Consider the following 19,091-nt stretch of genomic DNA (forward strand, 5'->3'; position numbering starts at 1 on the left):
CCCCCTCCGTCGCCTTCGGCGCCACCTCCCCCTGGCGGGGGAGGATGAACAGCCCCCCTTTTCAACCCGCCGCGCTTGCGCCACCAGAGCGGCTTAACGGCGCGGCGTTGGCTTCCCATATCGGGCCGATCGTGCCGCCCAAGCAGTCCGAGGATGATTCCCATGTCGACCTATGCCGCCCGCCTTCAGGCCCTGCGCGAGCAGCTCAGCCGCGATCAGCTCGACGGGTTCGTCGTGCCGCTGACCGACGAGCATATGAGCGAATATGTCGGGGCGTACGCGCAGCGGCTCGCGTGGCTGACCGGGTTTCAGGGGAGCGCGGGGAGCGCGGTGGTGCTGCCCGAGGCCGCCGCGATCTTCACCGACGGACGCTATACGATTCAGGTGCGCCAGCAGGTCGACGGCGCGAACTGGGAGTATGTGCCCGTCCCGCAGGTGAGCATCGCCGACTGGCTGCGCGACCATGCGCCGCAGGGCGGGCGGATCGGATACGATCCCTGGCTGCACACGCGCGGCTGGGTCGAGGAGGCGCGCAAGGCGCTGGCCGAGCGCGGGGCGGAACTGGTGGCGGTGAGCCGCAACCCGGTCGACGCGGTGTGGGACGACCAGCCCGCGCCGTCGGACGCCAAGCTGATCGTGCAGCGCGACGATGCCGCGGGGCGAACCAGCGCGAGCAAGCGCGCCGAGATCGCCGACTGGCTGGCCGAGCGTAAGGCGGATGCCGTGGTGCTCTCAGCGCTCGATTCGATTGCGTGGGTGTTCAACGTGCGCGGGGCGGATGTCAGCCACACGCCGGTCGCGCTGGCCTATGCCATCGTCAATGCCGACGGCACCGCCGATCTGTTCGTCGCGAAGGACAAGGTTGGCGACGACGTTGCCCAGCATCTGGGCAATGCCGTGCGGGTGCATGACCGCGCGGCCTTTGCCCCGGCGCTGGCGCAGTTCGCGGGCAAGCGGGTTGCCGCCGATCCGGCCGGCTCGGTCGCAGCCATCTTCGACGCGCTGGACGCAGGCGGTGCGACGATCCTGGCGACGCGCGATCCGGTCGTGCTGGCCAAGGCGATCAAGAACGACGTCGAGATTTCCGGCCACAAGGCGGCGCAGGCGCGCGACGGCGCGGCGCTCGCCCGGTTCCTCAAATGGGCCGAGGCGGAGATGCCCAAGGGCGGGGTGACCGAATGGTCCGCCGCCGCTCGGCTGCAGGCGTTCCGCGAGGAAACCGGCGTGCTGCGGGATCTCAGCTTCGACACGATTTCCGGCACCGGCCCCAATGGCGCGATCCCGCATTACAAGGTGACCGAGGAGTCGAGCCTGCCCATCGAGCAGGGCCACCTCTACCTCGTCGACTCGGGCGGGCAATATGAGGATGGCACCACCGACGTCACCCGCGTGATCCCCGTGGGCGAGCCGACGCAGGAGATGCGCGACCGCTTCACCCGCGTGCTCAAGGGCCATATCGCGATCGCCACGGCGGTGTTCCCGGCGGGGACGACCGGGGGGCAGATCGATGCCTTTGCCCGCCGGCCATTGTGGGAAGTCGGCTGCGACTATGGCCATGGTACGGGGCATGGCGTTGGCGCGTATCTGTCGGTGCATGAAGGGCCGCAGCGGATTGCCGCGCCGAACTATCCCGGCGGCGGCCCGGCCGAGCCGCTGCGCGCGGGCATGTTCCTGTCGAACGAGCCGGGTTACTATAAGGCGGGAGAATTCGGCATCCGCATCGAGAATCTGGTGCTGGTCGTCGAGAAGGACATTCCCGGCGCCGAATCGGTGATGCTGGGGTTCGAGACGCTGACCTTTGCCCCGATCGAGCGCGACCTGATCGAGCCGGGCCTGTTGACCGAGGAAGAGCGGCGCTGGCTCGACGCCTATCACGCGCGCGTGCTGGAGATTCTCGGCCCGCAGCTGTCGCCCGAGGAGCGGGTGTGGCTGGAGGGCAAGTGCCGGCCGATCAACGCGCGCTGACGCGCTTGTCGAGCGCCGATGTTCGCGATACGTTCCACCCGTAACGATTCGGGAGGACGTCATGATCGGCTATGTGACCCTGGGGACCAACGACCTCGCGCGCGCGGCGGCATTCTATGATGCGATCGCGGCGGAGCTTGGCACCGCGCGGATGATGGAGTGGGACGGCGCAATCGCGTGGGGCACGCCGGGTGGCGGCGCGGGGGTGGCGCTGATGCGGCCGTTCGACGGCAATGCGGCGAGCGTCGGCAATGGCGTCATGGTGGCGTTCGAGGCGAAGGACGAAGCGCAGGTCGACCGGCTCCACGCGATCGCGCTGGAACAGGGCGGGCGCTGCGAGGGCGGACCGGGGCCGCGCGGTGACAGCTTCTACGCCGCCTATTTCCGCGATCCGGACGGCAACAAGCTCAACGCCTTCTTGATGAAGGGGTGACGCGTGCTCAGTCCCCGGGCTCGGGCGATGGCGGGACCGGGGGCTTCTCCGCCGTGGCGCGCGCCTGGGCCTTGCGCTTGCGCAGATTGTCGCGGAGCGCGGCGGCGAGGCGGGCCTTTTTGTCGGCGTCGGTCATGGCGCGGCGATAAACCGGGTCGCTGCGCCTTGACAATGGGGCGCTCCCGCGCGAAAGGGCCGCCTCCCAGCGTGGAACGGACTTTCCGCCCGCGCCGAGTGCTGCCGTAGCTCAGTGGTAGAGCGCATCCTTGGTAAGGCTGAGGTCGTGAGTTCAATCCTCACCGGCAGCACCATTTCCCCGACCGAAATCAATGACTTACCGCCGCCTCCGAGTGAGGCGGCGGCGGGCCATCCCCCAACTGGAAGCATATCGGAAGCAGCAGGATTCGCGGCGCCGGATACGCCAGCGTAGGAAAATCGGGGTCCGGAAGGCGTATTCAGCCTCGAACCCGGCTCGACCAGACCGCGCGCTGCAGCCCCCGCGTCAGTGATTCGCATCGAGGCATTTCGGGTGAGTAGCAGCTCGCTGCGGCGGCTGAAGTTTGGGTCATTGAACTTGGGCGGGTTGGGCGGCTCTCGACGGTGGTGCGATACTTGGCATGGGCGAAAGTTTCCCAAATATGCAGATGATAGTCGGCCACGATTTGGAGTCCTCCAAGGCCCGGCGCCAAACTAAACTCCACTGGAGCAAGGCAAACATCTATCTCCATGATAGTCGCTCGCCCGCTTCTGCCGGATGAGCACGTTCCGCCTGTGATAATTTCGCGGATTTCCGACCGATCAACTGGTGAATTGGTCTGCTTCAAACCGCATCAACTATAGTTATTTGTTTACAAGGGAACAGTTTGGCGCAATCTAGCGCACACAATCGCTCGACCGGCTCCCTTGAGAAGTTGTTCGGCCATGAGCCCAGTATGGGGCGTATCGGGGGGAAAGCGGCTTGAGGTCCGCGCCCGCGTGCGGCCAGGGTGGTCATGCCGCGTTTCGAAGTAGCCGAAGTCTTCGTGAACAATGCGCGCTTCGCGCCGACGCGAGAGGCGCTGCACGACGCGCTGATCCAATCCTGTTCCGACATGGGCGTGCGCTACTTCGCGCTAACCCACCACATCGACTTCGGCAGGGAGGCGGGTCCGGCGGTCCGGCTCCACAATTATCCGTCGAGCTGGGAGGAATGGTTCGACGAACGCGGCCTCGGCCGCACCGATCCCATCCACAGGGCCTGCAACCTTGCCAGCGTAGGCTTCGCCTGGTCCGCTGTCCCCGACATGATCAAGCTGACGCCCGACGACAGGTGCGTGCTTGAGCGCGCCTATGAGATCGGGATCGGTCAAGGCTTCACCATTCCCGCCAGCGTGCCCGGCGAAGCCTTGGGGTCCTGCTCCTTCGCAGTCGATGCCGGACATGCCTTCCCCGACGAGTTCCAGTTCGTGTGCCAGCTGATCGGCGCGTTCGCATTCGAGGCGGCCAGGCGCATCTCCGGATCGCGCGACGTCCTGGCCGATCAGTCTCCCATCCTCACTGACCGACAGCGCGACTGCGTGCTCTGGGCGGCCCGCGGCAAGACCGATTGGGAGATCTCGGTGATCCTTGGCGTTGGCCATGAAACGGTGATCCAGCATCTGAAGCATGCCCGCGAGCGCTACGGCGTCCAGAAACGCGCCCTCCTCGCGGTGCGGGCGCTGTTCGACGGACTGATCAGCTTCTCCGACATCCTGAAGCACTGACGCTATCCCCATTTCTTGGAATACCGCCGACCGGCACTGATCGGGATGCTTGGCCCCTCGTCACTTCGAGGGGTTTTGCGCCATGGTTGTTCTCGTCGATTCCACTGTCGACACCGTTGCCGACACCGCGTTCCGGTCGATGTTCGCCGCGCGGAAAAGCGTCTTTATCGATCTGCTCAAATGGGACCTGCCGGTCCTGGACGGGCGCTATGAGATCGACCAGTTCGACGACCAGCACGCGCGCTACCTGATCCTCACCGACAGCGCGAACGAGCATCTGGCGTCGGCCAGGCTTCTGCCGACGACGCGCCCCCACATCCTGGACGGTCTCTTCCCCGCGCTGTGCGCCGGCGAAATCCCACGAGGCCCACGGGTCTGGGAAATTACGAGGTTCTGCCTGGGACGGCAGCTGCGCTCCGCCGAGCGGCGCCTGGTGCGCAATCAGCTCGTCTCCGCCCTGGCCATGCATGCGCTCGATACCGGCATCGATACCTATACGGGCGTCGCCGAGATGGCGTGGCTGCAGCAGATCCTGAGCTTCGGCTGGCAATGCCGCGCGCTCGGCGAACCCCTTCCCAACGGCCGCTGCCTGCTCGGCGCGCTCGAGATCGCGATCACGCCCGACACGCCGGCTGAACTGGCCGCAGGCGGCGTCTGGTCGCCCCTTACCGCCCACGACATGCGGGCGCGCCGCGCCGCCAACGCCTGAGGTATCGCCATGACACAAGATCCGAACGCCAAACCCGCCGGCTTCGACGCCGCGCTGGACCTGCTCATGACCCAGGGCTGGTGCGTCATCCCGAACGCGCTCCCTCGCGAGACCATCGATGCCCTCGATGCCGATCTCGCGCCCATCTACGAGGCGACGCCCTTTTGCGAAGGCGATTTCTATGGCGGCCGGACCAAGCGGTTCGGGAGCCTGCTGAAGCGTTCGCCGCATGCCGCCGCGCTGGCCATGGACGCGTTGATCCTCGCCGTCAGCGAGGCGGTGCTTTCGCCATGGTGCGACACGCTCCAGCTGAACCTGATGCAGGCGATCGCACTGCACCCGGGCGCCCCGGCGCAATTCCCGCACCGCGACCAGGATATGTGGCAGGGCGTGAAGGGCGAGGTCGAGTATCTCGTCAACGTGATGTGGCCGCTCACCCGCTTCACGGTCGAGAATGGCGGGACGATCATCTATCCCGGCAGCCACGGCAGCCAGGCTCTCAATGAGGCGACACCCGAGCGTTCGATCGTCGCGGAATTCGGGCCGGGCGACGCGTTCCTGTTCCTGGGCTCGACGCTGCATGGCGCAGGCGCGAACCGCAGCGGCGAGGTCCGCAAGGCGGTCGTGGTCAGCTACTGCCTTGGATGGCTCAAGCCCTATGAAAACCAGTGGCTCGCCTATCCGCCAGCGATCGCTCGGGGCTTCTCGCCGGAGCTCGCCGCCCTGGTCGGCTACCGCCAGCACCGCCCCAACCTCGGCAACTACGAGGGCGTATGCCCTTCGCTCCTCCTCACGGGAAACCTGCCCGACCATATCGGCGCGGTGGACGCACTGCGGCCTGACCAGGCCGAGGCCGTCGCCGCGCACCGGATGGGCCAGGAGGAAGCCGCATGAGCCCGCTCCAGGCGATGGAGCGGAGCTACGCGACGCTCAAGCAGATGCTGCGGGAGGGCCGGTACCCGCCCGGCGCGCGCCTGGAAGCGAACCGCATCGCCGAAGAGCTGGGTGTCAGCATGACGCCGGTACGCGATGTCCTGCAGCGCCTGGTGGGCGAGCATCTCGTCGAAGCGAGCGCCGGCGAAGGATTTCATGTGCCGCGGCTCGGCGAGGCGGCGCTCCGCGATCTCTACGAGTGGCATTCGGCCCTCGTCCTGATGGCGGTGCGTACCGCTCGCAATCCGCTCGCCATGGATGAGCCGGAGGATGAGACAATCGCATCCAGAACAGCGCTGCTGTTCGAGCGCATCGGCGAGATGGCGCCCAATCGCGAAATACGACTCGCCATTTCGAGTGTTGGTGATCGCCTGCATCCGTTCCGGCTGCTCGAGTCGGAAGTTCTGGAGCCGCTGCTCGGCGAACTCGACGAGCTTGCTAAAATCGACAGCGGACTTCCGCAAGCAATCCGGCGCTATCATCTTCGCCGAATGAAGGCGGTCCCCGACCTAGTTCGGCGCCGTGAAGCCGCCTGACAGGTCCTTCGATTATAATCCGATTATAAACTTCTTATAACCGCCAGCTTGGCGAATCTTCTCTTGGTCGCATCTCGCGACAGGAGAATGATCATGGACCGCGAACCCAACGAAACCGTCGACCTGATCGACCTCGGCGTCGCCAGCGCCGAGACCCAGGGCGGCGACAAGGGTCAGTTCGACCTCGCCGGCCTCGTGATTCCCCCGGGGATCTCGGACGACTGAGCAGCGCGCACCGGCCCGGCGCATGCCGGGCCGGTGCCGTTCCCGGGAAGCGCGGCGCATCGACCACAGCCGATCTGCGTCGCCACCCATGACGGTGGAGAGACATGATGGACCGCAAGACAAACGATACTGACGAGCTCATCGAGCTCGGCGCTGCCACCACGGAGACGCGCGGTGGCTGCACCGGCATCTTCGAGTTTATCGGACTGATCCTGCCGCTGGGACTTTCCCGCGACTGACCGGAGGCGGCCCGGCGATCGGCCGGACCGCTGACCAGCTCGGGGATCGGCCACTATCGATGATCTGGCGAATATTACCGCACGCGACCGTCTGCATCGCCTCGGACAAGCTGATCGTGCTGGATCTCCGGCGCGATCGCTATTTCTGCGTGCCCGACTCCATCGCAGGAGAAATGCGGGCCTGGCTGGAACAGCGCCACAACTCAGCTCCGCCTCCCGCATCCGCTCATATGCTGGAGAAGGCAGGGGTGCGCCGTGAATCGGATCCCATTCCGACCAACGCCCTGAAGGACCGCATCCTCGTGCCGGACGGTTTTGCCAAGCTCGCTGCTGGATCCGAACCTGCCGCGCGAACCGTCAGTGTGGCCCGCCAAGTTGCCGCAACCTGGATTTCGCTACGCTTGATGCCCCTAGAGCGCATCGTGTCGACCAGGCACACGCGAGCGCCGTTGCCGCTGAATGGGGATCTACAAGCAACGCTGACGCTCGCCGCGACCTTCGAGCGTTCCCGGCCTTTCGTTCCTATCGCGCGTAACTGCCTGCTCGACTCACTTGCCCTGGATAGCTGGCTCGCCCGCCGAGGCGTCAGCGCACAATTGATATTCGGCGTGGTTGCCGAGCCCTTCGCGGCGCATTGTTGGCTACAGACCAAGGAGGCCTTGCTCAACGACAGCTACGACAATGTGTCGAGCTTCACTCCGATCCTGGCGCTATGAACAACAGCGCCTTTGTCGCGTGCATCCCGCTCGCGCCCAATTCGCCGCCCGCCTGGCTGCGGACTCTCACCGAAGATATGGAAGCTAAGCAGGGACTGGGCCGGCTAGTCGACCGGCCGAGCCTCGTTATGCTTGGCGATACCGCCGCGGCGCATTTCGATATCCCCGGGAAGCGAGGCGTACTCTGGGGCCATGTCTTCAACCGCCAAGACTATTCGAGAATCGCTGAGGCGCAGGGAGACGCGCTGGCCGGTGCTCCAGTCGACCTCCTTCTCCAGCGCTGTTGGGGCGGCTACGTGGCCGTGCGCGAACTTGAGGACGGCGTCGAGGTGCTGCGCGACCCGTCAGGGACGGTGGCCTGCTATCACCTAGAGCACGACAATGTGCATATCGTAACCTCGCGGCCCGATCTGTTGTTCGATCACTTGCCGATCGTCCCCACATTCGACTGGACAGTCATCGCCCAGTCACTTGCCTATCGAGATATGCGTCCCGCCAGGACCGCGTTGCGCGGCATCAGCGAAATCCTCCCCGGCGTCACGCTAACCATCCGGACCGGGCGCACGCACATTCGGTGCGTCTGGTCGCCTTGGACTTTCGCCGACCCGGCCATGCAATTTGCGGATAGCAATGTCGCGACAGGGGAGTTGCGCGAGACAGCGAGCCGGGTGCTGCGCGCTTGGGGAGACTGTTTCGAACATCCATTGGTCGAAATATCCGGCGGTCTCGACTCCGCGATCGTCGCGGCAGGCTTGTCCCGGGCGGCGGGCGCGCACTGCCTGACATTCGGACCGGCACCGGGCGATGCCAACGAACTCCCCTGGGCACGGGCGGTCGCTTCGCACCTTGGGCTGTCTCTTACCGAGATGGTAGCGGACTTCACGACGGTCGACATCGGACAAAGCGATGCTTGGCGGCAACCAAGGCCGTGCGCCCGCACGCTATCGAAGGCCTTTGATCGGCCCATCCAGGCGCTGGCGAGAGAACGGGACTCGGACGCCTTCTTCGGCGGTGCTGGCGGTGACAGCGTATTTTGCCTCCTGAATTCGGTGTTGCCGGTGCTGGATCGGTTGCGCGCGGAAGGCTTCGGCAAGGGGGTTCTGGAGACTGCGGCAGATATCGCACGCCTGTCGCGCACCAACGTCTGGCGGGTGCTGCTAACGGCGCTGCGCCGATCGGTTCGCCGCGCGGGATCGATGCCGAGCCCGATGACGAACCCATTCCTTGCCACGACGGCACGCGAGACCCTTCCTTGGCCGGCAGACAATCCATGGCTTGAGGCGCCGGAAGGCGTCGCCCCGGGCAAGCGGCGGCACGTCTGGTCGATCACCGCAATTCAGAATCATCTCGAAGGTTATGGTCGCGAGGGACTGGCGCCTTACCTCGCGCCGCTGATGGCACAGCCGATCCTGGAGACCTGCGTTCGGATCCCGAGTTGGTACTGGTGCCTCGGCGGCAACAATCGCGCGATCGCCCGTGAGGCGTTTCGCGGCATCTTGCCCGACTCCGTCATCGATCGGAGAACCAAGGTCTCGTTCAATGCGCTCGTCCACCGAGTCATCCGCGCCAACCTGCCGGCGCTGCGCGAAATGCTGCTCGACGGCGCGCTGGCACGGCACCACCTAATCGACCGAGATCTGGTCGAACTCTATCTTGGCGGAAGAGCAAAGGTGGATCTGCTTCCCGAGCTGATGGCGCTGGTGGACGTCGAGGCATGGGTCAGCCACTGGCAGAGCCGTTCAGTGAACTCCGCCTGCGGACGCTGAACGCAATGCCCGCCAGCGCGCGATCTCGGCGGAACGCTCGGGGTCAGGCGATTCAACGCCGCGTAGCCAGAAGTCGAACCAGGCGAGGTTGCGCTCATAAATGGCAAGCCGATGCGCTGGGTGGCGCTTGGTGTGCCATTCGTCCTCAAAAACGTACATCTCGACGGGTACGCCATGGGCCTTCAGAGCGCTGAACGGCTCCTGCGCCATCCGGAATTCCCCGTCCGCCAGATTCATCAGCAACGGGACGCGCAGTCGAACTGCATTCATGGTGAGCGATTGCGAGCGCCAAAATGCTTGGCCGTCCTCTCCGGGAGTCGGATAGCCGACCGCCGCCACTGTCGCGCCATAGGCCGGGGACACGGTGAAAACCGCGCTGGGCTCGTCGCAGCAATTGGAGACGATCGCCGCCTTGAACCGGTTCGTGTTGTTGAGCGCGAACTGCACGGTGCTGGCGCCGTCGCTCATGCCCGTGATGCCGATGCGCTCGGGATCGACGACCCCGCGCGCGATCACAGCATCGATGCCGGCTTCAAGTGCGACCAGTATCCGCCGACGTCCTGACCAACCGCGGACCTTGATGCGCTGAGCCGCGACATCGTCGGGCTCGGCCGCCGCTTCCGGCGACTCCTTCGGCGCGTTGAAGTTGAGCACGGCGTAGCCATGCAAAGCCAAGAGCTGGATCGGATACTCATCGCCGAGCCCGCCCCGCTGGAAGCCGCGGGAGAGATATTGGACGATGATCAGCGGGTGGCGGTCGCCCGGCTTGTGCGTCGGCGGGAGCACGAGGTCGCCATAGGTGCGCACTCCGTCACCGTCACTCCAAGCCAATCGCTCATGGCCACCGAGACGCACCTCGGCAAACTCCGGATTGGGATCGAACAGCGTCGATCCTCGACCCGACCGAAGGTCAATGCGCGACAGAGTCCGCGGTCGCGTTGCGGACTCGCGCGCACAGATCAGCGCGTCTGGCGCAATTTCGCAGCGCGGCAACCAATCCTCGGTATCGAGAAGGGCGCGCGGCGCAGTGGCCGATCCGGGCTGCCAACGAAATAGGATTGTGCGTCCGCCGTTCAGGACGTTGCCGGCGCGTAGAACCAGCAAGGTTTTGCCGTCGAGCCACCACATGCCACCGATCGGCTCTCGGCACAGCGGAATATCGCACGAAACCGAGCTGCCTCCGGACTGTATCCTGAGCAACGTTCCACCACGCGGCCGTGCTGTATCCTCTTCCGCAACCCACGCTCTGATACCAGCGGGCGATTGCGCGAACAGCCGGGCGTTGGGAGGCGCCCCGCCTTCGCCGGGCGTCGCCATCGCCTTGGCTTCAGCAGGCGTTACCATGCTGATCGCGCCGTTAGCGAGGTCGAGGGCGTTGATCTCGGTTGCGACGGGCAACTTGGGATGCGGCCTGGCGAAGGCGATCGACCAGAAGCGTTCATCATAGTGGAAGCCGGAACGCGCCTCGAGCTCGATCTCTGCAATGCCAGCATCGTAGCCGCTTCGCGTTGTGAAGAGCAGCTTCCGCCCATCGACAGACCAGGAGAGGTTTCTCGGCTCGGTCGTGAGCTGGGTAAGCTGGCGCGCCGGCGCGCCGTCCAGCCCGACCTGCCAAAGCTGGGTCAAGTCCCGATCGCGCCGGAGGTAGGCGAGGGACCTGCCATCAGGCGACCAGACCGGCGCGTCGATCAGAGGAAGTCCGCTCGGCACGCCGGAAGCGCCATAAGGGTCGGTAACCGTCTGGATGAACTGGCCCCCGGTATCGAGCAGGCGCGGAGCGGTGCGCCCGTCGAGCGTAACCAGCACCACACCGATGCAATAGCCATCCGTATCGGGATTGGCCCGCCTGATGATCAGCGCCGCACGCTTCCCGTCCGGCGACAGGCTGAAGGACCTGCTGCCCGTGCTGTCGTCCATCCGGCCGAAATCGCGCAGTTCAATGAGGTCGCGGGCGGTGATGGCCCGTTGACCTGTTGCCGCCCCGGGGGAGGGCGGCAACAGGCGCTCGCTACAGGCCGGAGGCGTTGCGTGCGCCGCTCCGGTCCAGCAGGAGACAAGGGCCAACGTGGCAGTACCGAGCAGGTATCTCACCACGACTTGGTGACCTGGAGTGCGACAAAGCGGCCAAGGGGACTGGCATTCTCGCCATCGAAACCTGTCGTCAGCGTGCCGACCAGATAGGTGACGAAGGGCGGGTCGCTGTCGAGAATGTTGTTCGCGGTGAGCGATACCCTGAGGCCATGGAGCGGACCGGACTCGCGCTGGAAGCTATAGCCGATATTGAGGTCGAAGGTGGTCCAGGACGAGACGCGTTGGGCGGGTGAGGTCGTCTTGTTGACGTATCCGTCGGCATAGTTGGCGAAGACCGTGACGCCGAAGCCACCATTGCTCCACCCGGCGCGGCCCCGGATCCTGAGGTCGATCGGGTTGCCGACGGTGTTCACGACATTGATCGGCGCCGAGGTTTCGGTCAGCTGCTGATTGATGTGGAAGATGTAGGTCGCGACCGCACCAAGTTCGGCCCTGCCGCCGCCCAGGTCGAACCCATATTCGAGATCCACGTCGAGCCCGGACTGCTTGACCACCGACAGATTGCGGGTTCGCGCGTCGGCGATCGCCAGGATCGGCGCGGTGGGCGGCAATCCGGAAAAGTCGAGATAGTAAGGCGAGGCAAACAGTTCGGCGACGCGCGCCGGGGATGGATTGAAGGTCAGGATCGGCGCGTAGATGTCACGGTTGACCAGATAGCTGAAGAGGCTCGAGGCGACGCTTCCGATCCGGTCGCGATAATTGACGTTGAACCAGGTGACCCCCGCACGAAATCCCGGAAGGAACGATGGCTTGAGGTCGCCGCCGAGCGTCCAAGTCGTCGCCCGTTCAGGGCGCAGATTGGGATCGCTGCCGCGCATGATCAGAACGTTGGACGTGCCGCCGGGCGCGGTCGGATCGGGGAGCGGATATGCGAAATACCCGATCGATGCGGGATCCTGGCGCAGATCGTTGAACCCCGGCGCGCGGAAGGACTTGCCCCAGCTTCCGCGCAAGGCAAGCCCGCCGAACGGCTCCCACGCAAAGCCGAATTTGGGATTCGTGGTGCGGCCGAAGTCGCTGTAGTCTTCGGCCCTGACCGCTGCGGACAGGTCGAGGCGTTTGAACAGCGGAATGTGCGCGTCGCCCCCGAACACCGGAATCAGCAATTCGCCATAGACGCCCTTGACCTTCCGCGGACCTGGCAGCGGCGTCGATGCAGTGTTCACTGGCATCAGCGTGGAAGTGTAGGCGATGTTGATCCCGTCGCGGTAGCGATCCTCGCGATACTCTCCGCCGACCGCAAGGCGCAGGTCGCCAGCCGGAAGCCTGAACAGCGGACCATCTGCGCGCAATGTCGCGGACCAGACCAGACCGTTCCAGCTCGACTTGTTGTACCCACGAATGGAGTCGATCGTCGCGGGATTCGTCGAAGCGCCGTCCCCGAAAAGATTGTAAGCGGTAGCGGCGTTGGTGTCGGCCAGTGCGAGCGCCAGCCGGGCGCTGTTGACGCGATTGAGATAGTCATAACGTTCGTCGACACGACCCCAGGTTCCATGGGCATCGACGCGCCACCGCCCGATCGTCCATTCGACCCCGCTGGTCACGCCATAGGCTGCGACCGCGCCGTCGTACCGTTCGTTGCCGAGATCACGCCGGAAGTCGTAGTTCACGCCCACCGGTTGGTGCGTGCCGATCGGATCGACATAGAAGGGATTTGTGACCGGCACCGTCCGCCGCGAGAAGCTGCCGGTGAGCACAGCGGCATTGAAGTGCCGCCAGGTCGCAAGTCCGCGTCCGTAGAAGCGCAGGTTAGGCGTCAGGTCTTGGCTTACGGACAGGAACAGCGAGTGGCGGCGCTGCTCCGGCAATATATCGACGCCGTCCCAGCCGTCGCCGCGATTGGAGACGCCTGCCAGCAATCGTCCCGGCGTCAGTCCGACCCCGTTCTGACCTGCGGGAATGGCGTAGTTCACGCCACCGGCGACGATGGTGCTCGGGTTGGAATAGATGCCACGGCGGTCGGGTCCGCCGAATGGACGCAAGTCCTCGGACACATAGGGACGATCGTCGGCCGAAAGATTGTCGCGCTGATAGAATTCATAGGCGATGACGGCATTGCCGGACGACCATTTGACGCCGAACAGCTGGCTGAACTGATATTCCTGCGCATCGCCATCCGCGGTGCCGATCCGGAAACTTGTCTCCGCGCCGCGGAAGTTGTCGCGCGTGACGACGTTGACCACGCCAGCAACGGCATCCGATCCATAGATTGCGGAAGAGCCGTCTGGGACGATCTCGACCCGCTCGATTACCGAGGCGGGGATCACCGAAAGGTCCGCGAAGGTCCCGGTCGCGCCCGAGAGAGGCGGCCGGTCGCCATTGATGAGCAGCAATGTCGACGTGGGGCCGAGACCGCGAAGGTTGACCCCGCTCCCTCGGCTGACGTTGCCATTCCCGGCCGCGGTCAGCAGGCCGCTGGTGCCTTCGTTCGCACCGCCGCCGAAATTCTGCGGAATCGACTGGACGATCTGCTGCGTGGTGGAGAAGCCACTCTCGGCGATCCCCTTGCGGTCGATCGTAATGACCGGAACGCCCACAGGCCCGCTGCCGCGGATGCGCGTGCCGGTAACGAGAATCTCGCCCTCGCCCTCAGCGGGTGCGTTTCCCTCCTGGGCGGCATCGTCGCGCTGCACGACCAGCGTGTTGCCGACAAACACCACGCGCAGCCGGCTGCCGCGAAGCAACAGCGAGACCGCATCCTCGGGACGGAATTTGCCCTTCAGCGCCGGCGCCTGATGACCCGCCACCAGTTTGGTCGGCGCAATGACCTGCGTCCCCGACTGCTGCACGATCGCGCGCAGCGCTGCGCCCAGATCCTGGCTCGGAATGTCGAATTCGCGCGCATTGTCCGCCTGCGCAAATGCCACCGGCGCAACGATGACCATCGCGGTACCGGCCAAAGCCAGCGCACCCATTTTCCCCATCCGCATCTTTCGCTCCCCATTTTGGCGCCGCCGATTTGGCGGTCTGGGGTGCGAGACGAGGTTTGGCGGAAAACCCGCCTAAAATAATTCGGGGGTCGTTAAGTCTATGGGCGTCGCAGGATCAGGTCGCCTTGCGGCGAGCGCTCGACGCGCAGCGAGAAGGCGGCCGCCAGGGCTGCGGCGAGCTCATCGACCGGAAGCGGCCGAAAGCCCCCCGTCACGCGCTGACCCGCGAGCGACGGGTCACCCAGGCGGATCTTGCGCGCCGAATAACGATTGGTCTGCTCGAGCACGTCACCCAGCGGCACGCCGTCGAAATCGAGCATGCCGGATACCCATTGCTGCGCACCAGGCGGTGCCTTGACTACCTGAGGTGCGCGTAGCCGGTCGGTGAAGCACTCACCGGGCGAAAGCCGCGTGACGGCCGCGACGCTACCCGCGGGCGCGAGGCCGCGGACATCGACCGAACCGCGAAGCAGGCTGACCCTCACCCCTCCCGGCTCGAACCCGACATCGAACAAGGTGCCTAGCGCCGTGACTGTCCGGCCGCCCGCCTCGACCCTGAACGGCCGCGTCGCATCATGGGAGACATCGAACCGGGCACGTCCCCGGACGAGCCGAACAAGGCGCAAATCGCCCGACAAGCGGACCTCGATCGCGCTGTCGGTGTCGAGGGTCACCGTCGATCCATCCGCCAGCTTCACAGTGCGGATCTCGCCCACACGAGACACTGTCGGCTCGGCGACTGCAACCAGCGTCCCGTCGGGCGCTCCACTCGGCGCGCGCAGGAACCAGAAGCCTGCCAACACCACCAACAGCAAGGCGGCCGCCGCGAAGGCCGGTCGCGCACCCGGCAATTCCCAGATCGGGGGCCTGCGCTCGGGCAGGCTACGGTTGCGCCCCATCTCGGTGTCGGCGAGCCCGCCAGTCTCGAGCCATTGCCCGCCGGCCTCCTGATAGGCCTGGCGATGCGAAGGATCTGCGTCGCGCCAGCGCTCGAACTCTGGGCGCAGCATTTCGCGATCGGGACCCCGCATCCGCGCGAACCAGATTCCTGCCTGCTTGGCGACGGCAGGGCTGTAGCTGTCGTCAGGTCCGGGACCCGGCATCAATCCTTGCCCGCGTATTGAATTAGCATCGTCATTGCCTTGGCCATCTGCTTCTCGACGCCCGAGACGGACATGCCGGTCCGTTCGGCGATTTCGTAGTAGCTGAGGCCGTCGAGGCGATGCGCCATGAATATTTCCCGAGTCTTGGGCTTCATCCGACGCATTACCGCCTCGATGCGCGCGAGACTATCGCGTGCTTCGAGTCGTGACACTTCATTCGCCACCGAAATGGCGTCTTCTTCGAACGGGACGTGCAACAGCTCGCCCCGGCCCGCCGCGCTCTTTGCACGGTCGCGCAGCAGGTTGCGAGCCACTTGCCGCAGAAAAGCCCGGGGCCGCGCGATCGGTTCGCTTCGCCCCTGCTCGCTTTGCGCAACGCGGAGAAAGACCTCCTGGGCCACATCGCCGGCGTCCTCGGGATTGGACCGGTAGCGCGTGATGAACCGGACCAATGCGTGGCGCTCATTTCGGTAGATCATCTCGATCCCGAGCGGGCTCGCACTCGCGTCGTCGGGGTCGTTGAACGCCGGAACGGTCGAGGGCGCGGGCGGCGACATCAAGCGTCCCCGCACCGGCAAAGATGTTCTTCGGCCACCAACGCCACCGCCCCGTCTCCCACAAGCGAGACGGGCCGGCAGAAGCCGGGTGTTGAGAACAAGTTTGAGGACTTGCGCCGACGCCTTTAGCCGCGAACGGCCTGAACATACGCGTCGGCCACCCGGCCGCTAGTGCCTGGATAGGGATCTCAAACGAGGTTCTCACGCCTCGGCGCCACACTTTGAGCGGCGCATTCCAAGACTAGGATTGGAACGGTTCAAAAGGCAAGCCAATCGCAAAAGCAAGGAATCGCAACCACTTCGGACAAATCTTCGCAGGGACTGCGACCTAAAAGTCGCACGCGCCGCAGGCGCCACAAACAGACGCACCCTTGCAGGCGGACGGCCGTCGCGGCGGCGTGCGCGCGGGCCTGTGGGCCAGCCGCCGCCGTGACCCCCGGCCGGTCGCAAGCGTGCCACGCGGGCCAAAGAAGCGCGGACCCTGACGCCTTCGCAGAAGGCGCAGCGCACGCACCATTAGTCCCCCGCGTTCAGCGTCGCCGCGCCCAGATTCGATACGTATCTCCGAACACCTCGGGATGTTCAGTTTCAAAGTGATGCAGAGCCGCGATGTCCTGGACTGCGGTCGCGCCAGCTTGCCCTGATAAAAATCTCGTCCGGTCGCTTTCGTGGCCGAACTCGATACCCAAAAAATCCAACGCGGCATTGTGCAGCATTTCAGCTACCTGCGGCAGCGTAAAGCGATGTTCGTTAACATGAAACACGAGGTCACGGCAGTCCGACGTGGTCCAAAAATCGGATGCAGGACTCAAGATCGCTTCGAGCTCTGGCGGCTTGTGTACCATGAGGTCGCGCCGCAGCGACCGAATACCGTTGACCGTCGCCGGATACCCTAGCCGATCGATATACGCGCGCGCTTCTACCACAGCCCGCCGACCGATTTGGCTGTAAAGACCAAGCGATATTGGGGCATTCGGCTTGAGAAGGTTGGCAAGCACTGCAAGTCCCGCACATGGATTCGCCTGTCTTGCGGGCAGCATAGGCAAGACTAGCTGCGCTCAGATCGACAGCCAGGACCGAAGCTCGCTCGTAGCTGTTAACGACGCGCATCACCTCCAGCCCGGTGCCGCAACCCGCGATCAATATCCGTGGATTGACAACGTCTCGCAACTCCTTTGGGTGAAGGTGCGGAAGCGCGCGCCTCAACGCATATTTGAAGGGGAGCGGATCCCGGGCATTGCAGCGGGTCCAGCGGGGATAGGGGCTCTCCTCATATTGTCCTTGGACCGCCAGCGAAGTCGCATCCGTCACGGGCTTCAATACCGGGAGCTGCGCGCGGATTTCAGCTTCCTGGCTGGGCTCCGCGAGTTGCTCGCGGAGAACATCAACGAGTTCCGGCAACCCGCCCATGACAAGGCGCGGCGCTAGAGAAGTATGTATCAATGGCCTGTAGGCGGCGACGATCGCAACACCAAACACGTCTCCCGCGCGTTCACCGATGTCGCTTCGGTCTAGCGCGTGGATGAGCTTGTCGATCCGTTCTTCTTCGTCGAGGGTCGCATAATAGGCGTATTCGTTGAGGAACGATTGATGCGCGAGGCAAATCGTCAATTCGAGCTCATCATCACCGATTGCGAGCGATCCCTCGGCTGCCGCAAGCAAGTCCGACCGAAGCTGTACGAGAAGCCGCTCAACCGGCCCGCTCGGAACTGGAGCGGTGGCCAGAAGCTTGCGGAATAGTTTGTCTCCCACGAGACGCGACGCGGTGACGGGATCGCCTTGCAGCAGCGACGCGATATCTCCATGGCAGTCGTCGATTCGGTCCAACAAACCGGCGACTTCGTCATCGTGCTTTAGAAAAGCGATGGCAGCAGTCGCTATATTCCGTGGATTGACGGCACTGCGATCGAACAGCGCCATCAGGATACGACGAAACCGCTCGCCTTGCGGCGCCACGCTAGTGTGCCGCAGACCGCTTGCCAGGAGGTTCCAGAGACTGGCGTCGTCAGGGCGCGCTTCGATTGCATGGGAGAGCGCTTCAAACCCCGCCAGACCTTCGCCAATCTGCAGATTGGCGCTCCCGAGGTTCGCCATGAGGCTTGGATAAAGCGAGTGGCCGGGCGGGATCGCCGCCAAGGCACTCAGGAAATTCGGGATCGCGGCTGCCGGCGCGCCGCGCCGCAACTGCAAGAGGCCGAGACCGTGCAAGGCGGAGGGCAGTCTTGGGGCAAGCTTGAGCGCCTTTTCGAGATGCCGTTCAGCCTCATCCTCGCGCCCGATCATGAGGAGGGATTCCGCCGCCAAAGCGAGGGCTTCGGCAAAATCCGGCTTGAGCGCCGCGGCGCGCTGGAAGCAGGGAACGGCCAGCGCGTAGGCGCCCGAGCGGCGATGGGCCTCTCCCAGGTTGAAACGCAAGAACGGGCTCTTGGGCTCCGCGGCCACGGCGCGCTTGAAAAGCGGTATCGCCTCGTCGAGGCGTTGGCTCTCCATCGTCGCGCTGGCGAGCAGATTGAGCGCGTTGGCGTCACCGGGCGCCAGATTCAGCGCCACGCGGGCCTCATCGGTGGCGTGGGTCCACCGCCCCGCGCCGAAATGCTCGGCCGCCGACCGCAGCGCTTGAACGAAGAGCTGACGACGCGCTTTGTCCTCCATCGCTCGCCTCATGCCTCGTTCCGACCGTGCTTTGCCGGCTGCTGCGGAGTCGGATGCCGGGAAAGCAAAGCCATGCGCAGGAGATCGCCGAGGAATTTGAAGTTGACGGCGAAAAGTGTTGTCGCAAGCGCCAAGTAAGCCCAAGCCAGCCAGGTCAGGGTCTCGATCGTCGCCGGGACGTTACCGAGAAAGCGCAAGGCCAGTCCCACTTGGGCAAGGAACAGGACAGCCAGCGCGAAAGCGCCCCACAGATGGAGGCGCAGTCGCAAAAGCAGGGCGATGCCAAATAGCGACTGGGCGGCTGTAAGAAAGAATTCCTCGTGCTGGCGCCCGTCGAGTGGAAGCGCGGTGAGGCCCCCGGCGCCGAGCGACATTGCCAGTGGCAACATGCCGACGAGCAATGTCCATTGATTGATCTTGTCCGAGATCATCGTGGTGAGCCCAGAAGCGGCACGGCCGGACAGCACGAACAGGATTGCGATCGTCACGGCGGG

At 64.9% G+C, this 19,091-nt stretch carries 17 protein-coding genes, 1 tRNA gene and 1 pseudogene; 11 read left to right on the forward strand and 8 right to left on the reverse strand.

Translation table 11 applies throughout. The features are described 5' to 3' along the window. The first annotated feature begins 162 nt into the window (after window positions 1–162). Window positions 163–1,965 carry an aminopeptidase P family protein gene (locus AX681_RS18640; protein ID WP_066656241.1) on the forward strand — a complete coding sequence of 601 codons (1,803 nt, stop codon included), beginning with the start codon at window positions 163–165 and terminating at the stop codon, window positions 1,963–1,965. 61 nt (window positions 1,966–2,026) lie between these two features. Then, window positions 2,027–2,398 carry a VOC family protein gene (locus tag AX681_RS18645; RefSeq protein ID WP_066656242.1) on the forward strand — a complete coding sequence of 124 codons (372 nt, stop codon included), beginning with the start codon at window positions 2,027–2,029 and terminating at the stop codon, window positions 2,396–2,398. Between the two features lie 7 nt (window positions 2,399–2,405). On the opposite strand, the gene AX681_RS22650 is transcribed toward AX681_RS18645, so the two are convergent. Continuing rightward, window positions 2,406–2,570, reverse strand: a complete 165-nt coding sequence (locus tag AX681_RS22650; protein WP_156442554.1) for a hypothetical protein — start codon at window positions 2,568–2,570, stop codon at window positions 2,406–2,408. A gap of 64 nt (window positions 2,571–2,634) precedes the next feature. Here AX681_RS22650 and AX681_RS18650 point away from each other — a divergent pair. The 9 genes from AX681_RS18650 (at window position 2,635) to AX681_RS18680 (ending at window position 9,264) form a co-directional block, all read left to right on the forward strand. Then, window positions 2,635–2,709, forward strand: a tRNA-Thr gene (locus AX681_RS18650). Window positions 2,710–3,390: 681 nt separating this feature from the next. After that, the gene (locus tag AX681_RS18655) at window positions 3,391–4,140 is read left to right on the forward strand and encodes a LuxR family transcriptional regulator (RefSeq protein ID WP_082737795.1); all 750 of its coding nucleotides are present in this window, start codon (window positions 3,391–3,393) and stop codon (window positions 4,138–4,140) included. An 82-nt stretch (window positions 4,141–4,222) separates the two neighbouring features. Continuing rightward, window positions 4,223–4,849 (forward strand): acyl-homoserine-lactone synthase, encoded by a 627-nt coding sequence (locus AX681_RS18660; RefSeq protein ID WP_066656243.1) that lies wholly within the window; start codon window positions 4,223–4,225, stop codon window positions 4,847–4,849. A gap of 9 nt (window positions 4,850–4,858) precedes the next feature. After that, window positions 4,859–5,743: a phytanoyl-CoA dioxygenase family protein gene (locus AX681_RS18665; RefSeq protein WP_066682608.1), complete on the forward strand. Its 885-nt coding sequence runs from the start codon at window positions 4,859–4,861 to the stop codon at window positions 5,741–5,743. Beyond that, the gene (locus AX681_RS18670) at window positions 5,740–6,318 is read left to right on the forward strand and encodes a GntR family transcriptional regulator (RefSeq protein ID WP_066658006.1); all 579 of its coding nucleotides are present in this window, start codon (window positions 5,740–5,742) and stop codon (window positions 6,316–6,318) included. Before AX681_RS18665 ends, AX681_RS18670 begins: the two co-directional genes overlap by 4 nt. A 93-nt stretch (window positions 6,319–6,411) precedes the next feature. After that, window positions 6,412–6,543, forward strand: a complete 132-nt coding sequence (locus AX681_RS22140) for a benenodin family lasso peptide (protein WP_197421831.1) — start codon at window positions 6,412–6,414, stop codon at window positions 6,541–6,543. 107 nt (window positions 6,544–6,650) lie between these two features. Beyond that, a complete protein-coding gene (locus AX681_RS22145; protein ID WP_197421830.1) occupies window positions 6,651–6,782 on the forward strand; it encodes a benenodin family lasso peptide in 132 nt (43 codons plus the stop codon). Between the two features lie 59 nt (window positions 6,783–6,841). After that, on the forward strand, window positions 6,842–7,498 hold the full coding sequence (locus tag AX681_RS18675) for a lasso peptide biosynthesis B2 protein (RefSeq protein ID WP_066658003.1): 657 nt from the start codon (window positions 6,842–6,844) through the stop codon (window positions 7,496–7,498). Next, on the forward strand, window positions 7,495–9,264 hold the full coding sequence (locus AX681_RS18680) for an asparagine synthase-related protein (protein WP_066658000.1): 1,770 nt from the start codon (window positions 7,495–7,497) through the stop codon (window positions 9,262–9,264). The genes AX681_RS18675 and AX681_RS18680 overlap by 4 nt, the downstream gene beginning before the upstream one ends. Here AX681_RS18680 and AX681_RS18685 read toward each other — a convergent pair. The 7 genes and pseudogenes from AX681_RS18685 to AX681_RS22655 form a co-directional block, all read right to left on the reverse strand. Then, window positions 9,238–11,262: an Atxe2 family lasso peptide isopeptidase gene (locus tag AX681_RS18685; protein ID WP_156442631.1), complete on the reverse strand. Its 2,025-nt coding sequence runs from the start codon at window positions 11,260–11,262 to the stop codon at window positions 9,238–9,240. The two genes, AX681_RS18680 and AX681_RS18685, sit on opposite strands and share 27 nt — an antisense overlap. 89 nt (window positions 11,263–11,351) lie before the next feature. Continuing rightward, entirely contained in the window at window positions 11,352–14,285 is a 2,934-nt protein-coding gene (locus AX681_RS18690; RefSeq protein ID WP_082737868.1) for a TonB-dependent receptor domain-containing protein, read from the reverse strand. A gap of 98 nt (window positions 14,286–14,383) precedes the next feature. Further along, window positions 14,384–15,388, reverse strand: a complete 1,005-nt coding sequence (locus AX681_RS18695; protein WP_066657991.1) for a FecR family protein — start codon at window positions 15,386–15,388, stop codon at window positions 14,384–14,386. Beyond that, the gene (locus AX681_RS18700) at window positions 15,388–15,945 is read right to left on the reverse strand and encodes an RNA polymerase sigma factor (RefSeq protein ID WP_066657989.1); all 558 of its coding nucleotides are present in this window, start codon (window positions 15,943–15,945) and stop codon (window positions 15,388–15,390) included. Before AX681_RS18700 ends, AX681_RS18695 begins: the two co-directional genes overlap by 1 nt. Before the next feature lie 530 nt (window positions 15,946–16,475). Beyond that, window positions 16,476–16,709: a hypothetical protein gene (locus AX681_RS22150; RefSeq protein WP_156442630.1), complete on the reverse strand. Its 234-nt coding sequence runs from the start codon at window positions 16,707–16,709 to the stop codon at window positions 16,476–16,478. A 4-nt stretch (window positions 16,710–16,713) separates the two neighbouring features. Beyond that, window positions 16,714–18,597, reverse strand: coding sequence for a tetratricopeptide repeat protein (locus AX681_RS18705; RefSeq protein WP_066657987.1), 1,884 nt, complete (start codon window positions 18,595–18,597; stop codon window positions 16,714–16,716). Window positions 18,598–18,605: 8 nt separating this feature from the next. Further along, window positions 18,606–19,091, reverse strand: a pseudogene (locus tag AX681_RS22655) (sodium:proton exchanger); the annotation flags it as partial.

Source organism: Sphingomonas sp. CCH9-E2 (assembly GCF_001557215.1).
Lineage (GTDB): Bacteria > Pseudomonadota > Alphaproteobacteria > Sphingomonadales > Sphingomonadaceae > Sphingomonas.

What these genes read in the sequence shown, in the direction of transcription:
- AX681_RS18705 (WP_066657987.1), bottom strand. Translation starts at nt 18,597, where the DNA reads ATGGAGGACAAAGCGCGTCGTCAGCTCTTCGTTCAAGCGCTGCGGTCG.
- AX681_RS18670 (WP_066658006.1), top strand. Translation starts at nt 5,740, where the DNA reads ATGAGCCCGCTCCAGGCGATGGAGCGGAGCTACGCGACGCTCAAGCAG.
- AX681_RS18655 (WP_082737795.1), top strand. Translation starts at nt 3,391, where the DNA reads ATGCCGCGTTTCGAAGTAGCCGAAGTCTTCGTGAACAATGCGCGCTTC.
- AX681_RS18680 (WP_066658000.1), top strand. Translation starts at nt 7,495, where the DNA reads ATGAACAACAGCGCCTTTGTCGCGTGCATCCCGCTCGCGCCCAATTCG.
- AX681_RS22140 (WP_197421831.1), top strand. Translation starts at nt 6,412, where the DNA reads ATGGACCGCGAACCCAACGAAACCGTCGACCTGATCGACCTCGGCGTC.
- AX681_RS18640 (WP_066656241.1), top strand. Translation starts at nt 163, where the DNA reads ATGTCGACCTATGCCGCCCGCCTTCAGGCCCTGCGCGAGCAGCTCAGC.
- AX681_RS18660 (WP_066656243.1), top strand. Translation starts at nt 4,223, where the DNA reads ATGGTTGTTCTCGTCGATTCCACTGTCGACACCGTTGCCGACACCGCG.
- AX681_RS18665 (WP_066682608.1), top strand. Translation starts at nt 4,859, where the DNA reads ATGACACAAGATCCGAACGCCAAACCCGCCGGCTTCGACGCCGCGCTG.
- AX681_RS18645 (WP_066656242.1), top strand. Translation starts at nt 2,027, where the DNA reads ATGATCGGCTATGTGACCCTGGGGACCAACGACCTCGCGCGCGCGGCG.
- AX681_RS22145 (WP_197421830.1), top strand. Translation starts at nt 6,651, where the DNA reads ATGGACCGCAAGACAAACGATACTGACGAGCTCATCGAGCTCGGCGCT.
- AX681_RS18700 (WP_066657989.1), bottom strand. Translation starts at nt 15,945, where the DNA reads ATGTCGCCGCCCGCGCCCTCGACCGTTCCGGCGTTCAACGACCCCGAC.
- AX681_RS18695 (WP_066657991.1), bottom strand. Translation starts at nt 15,388, where the DNA reads ATGCCGGGTCCCGGACCTGACGACAGCTACAGCCCTGCCGTCGCCAAG.
- AX681_RS18675 (WP_066658003.1), top strand. Translation starts at nt 6,842, where the DNA reads ATGATCTGGCGAATATTACCGCACGCGACCGTCTGCATCGCCTCGGAC.
- AX681_RS18690 (WP_082737868.1), bottom strand. Translation starts at nt 14,285, where the DNA reads ATGCGGATGGGGAAAATGGGTGCGCTGGCTTTGGCCGGTACCGCGATG.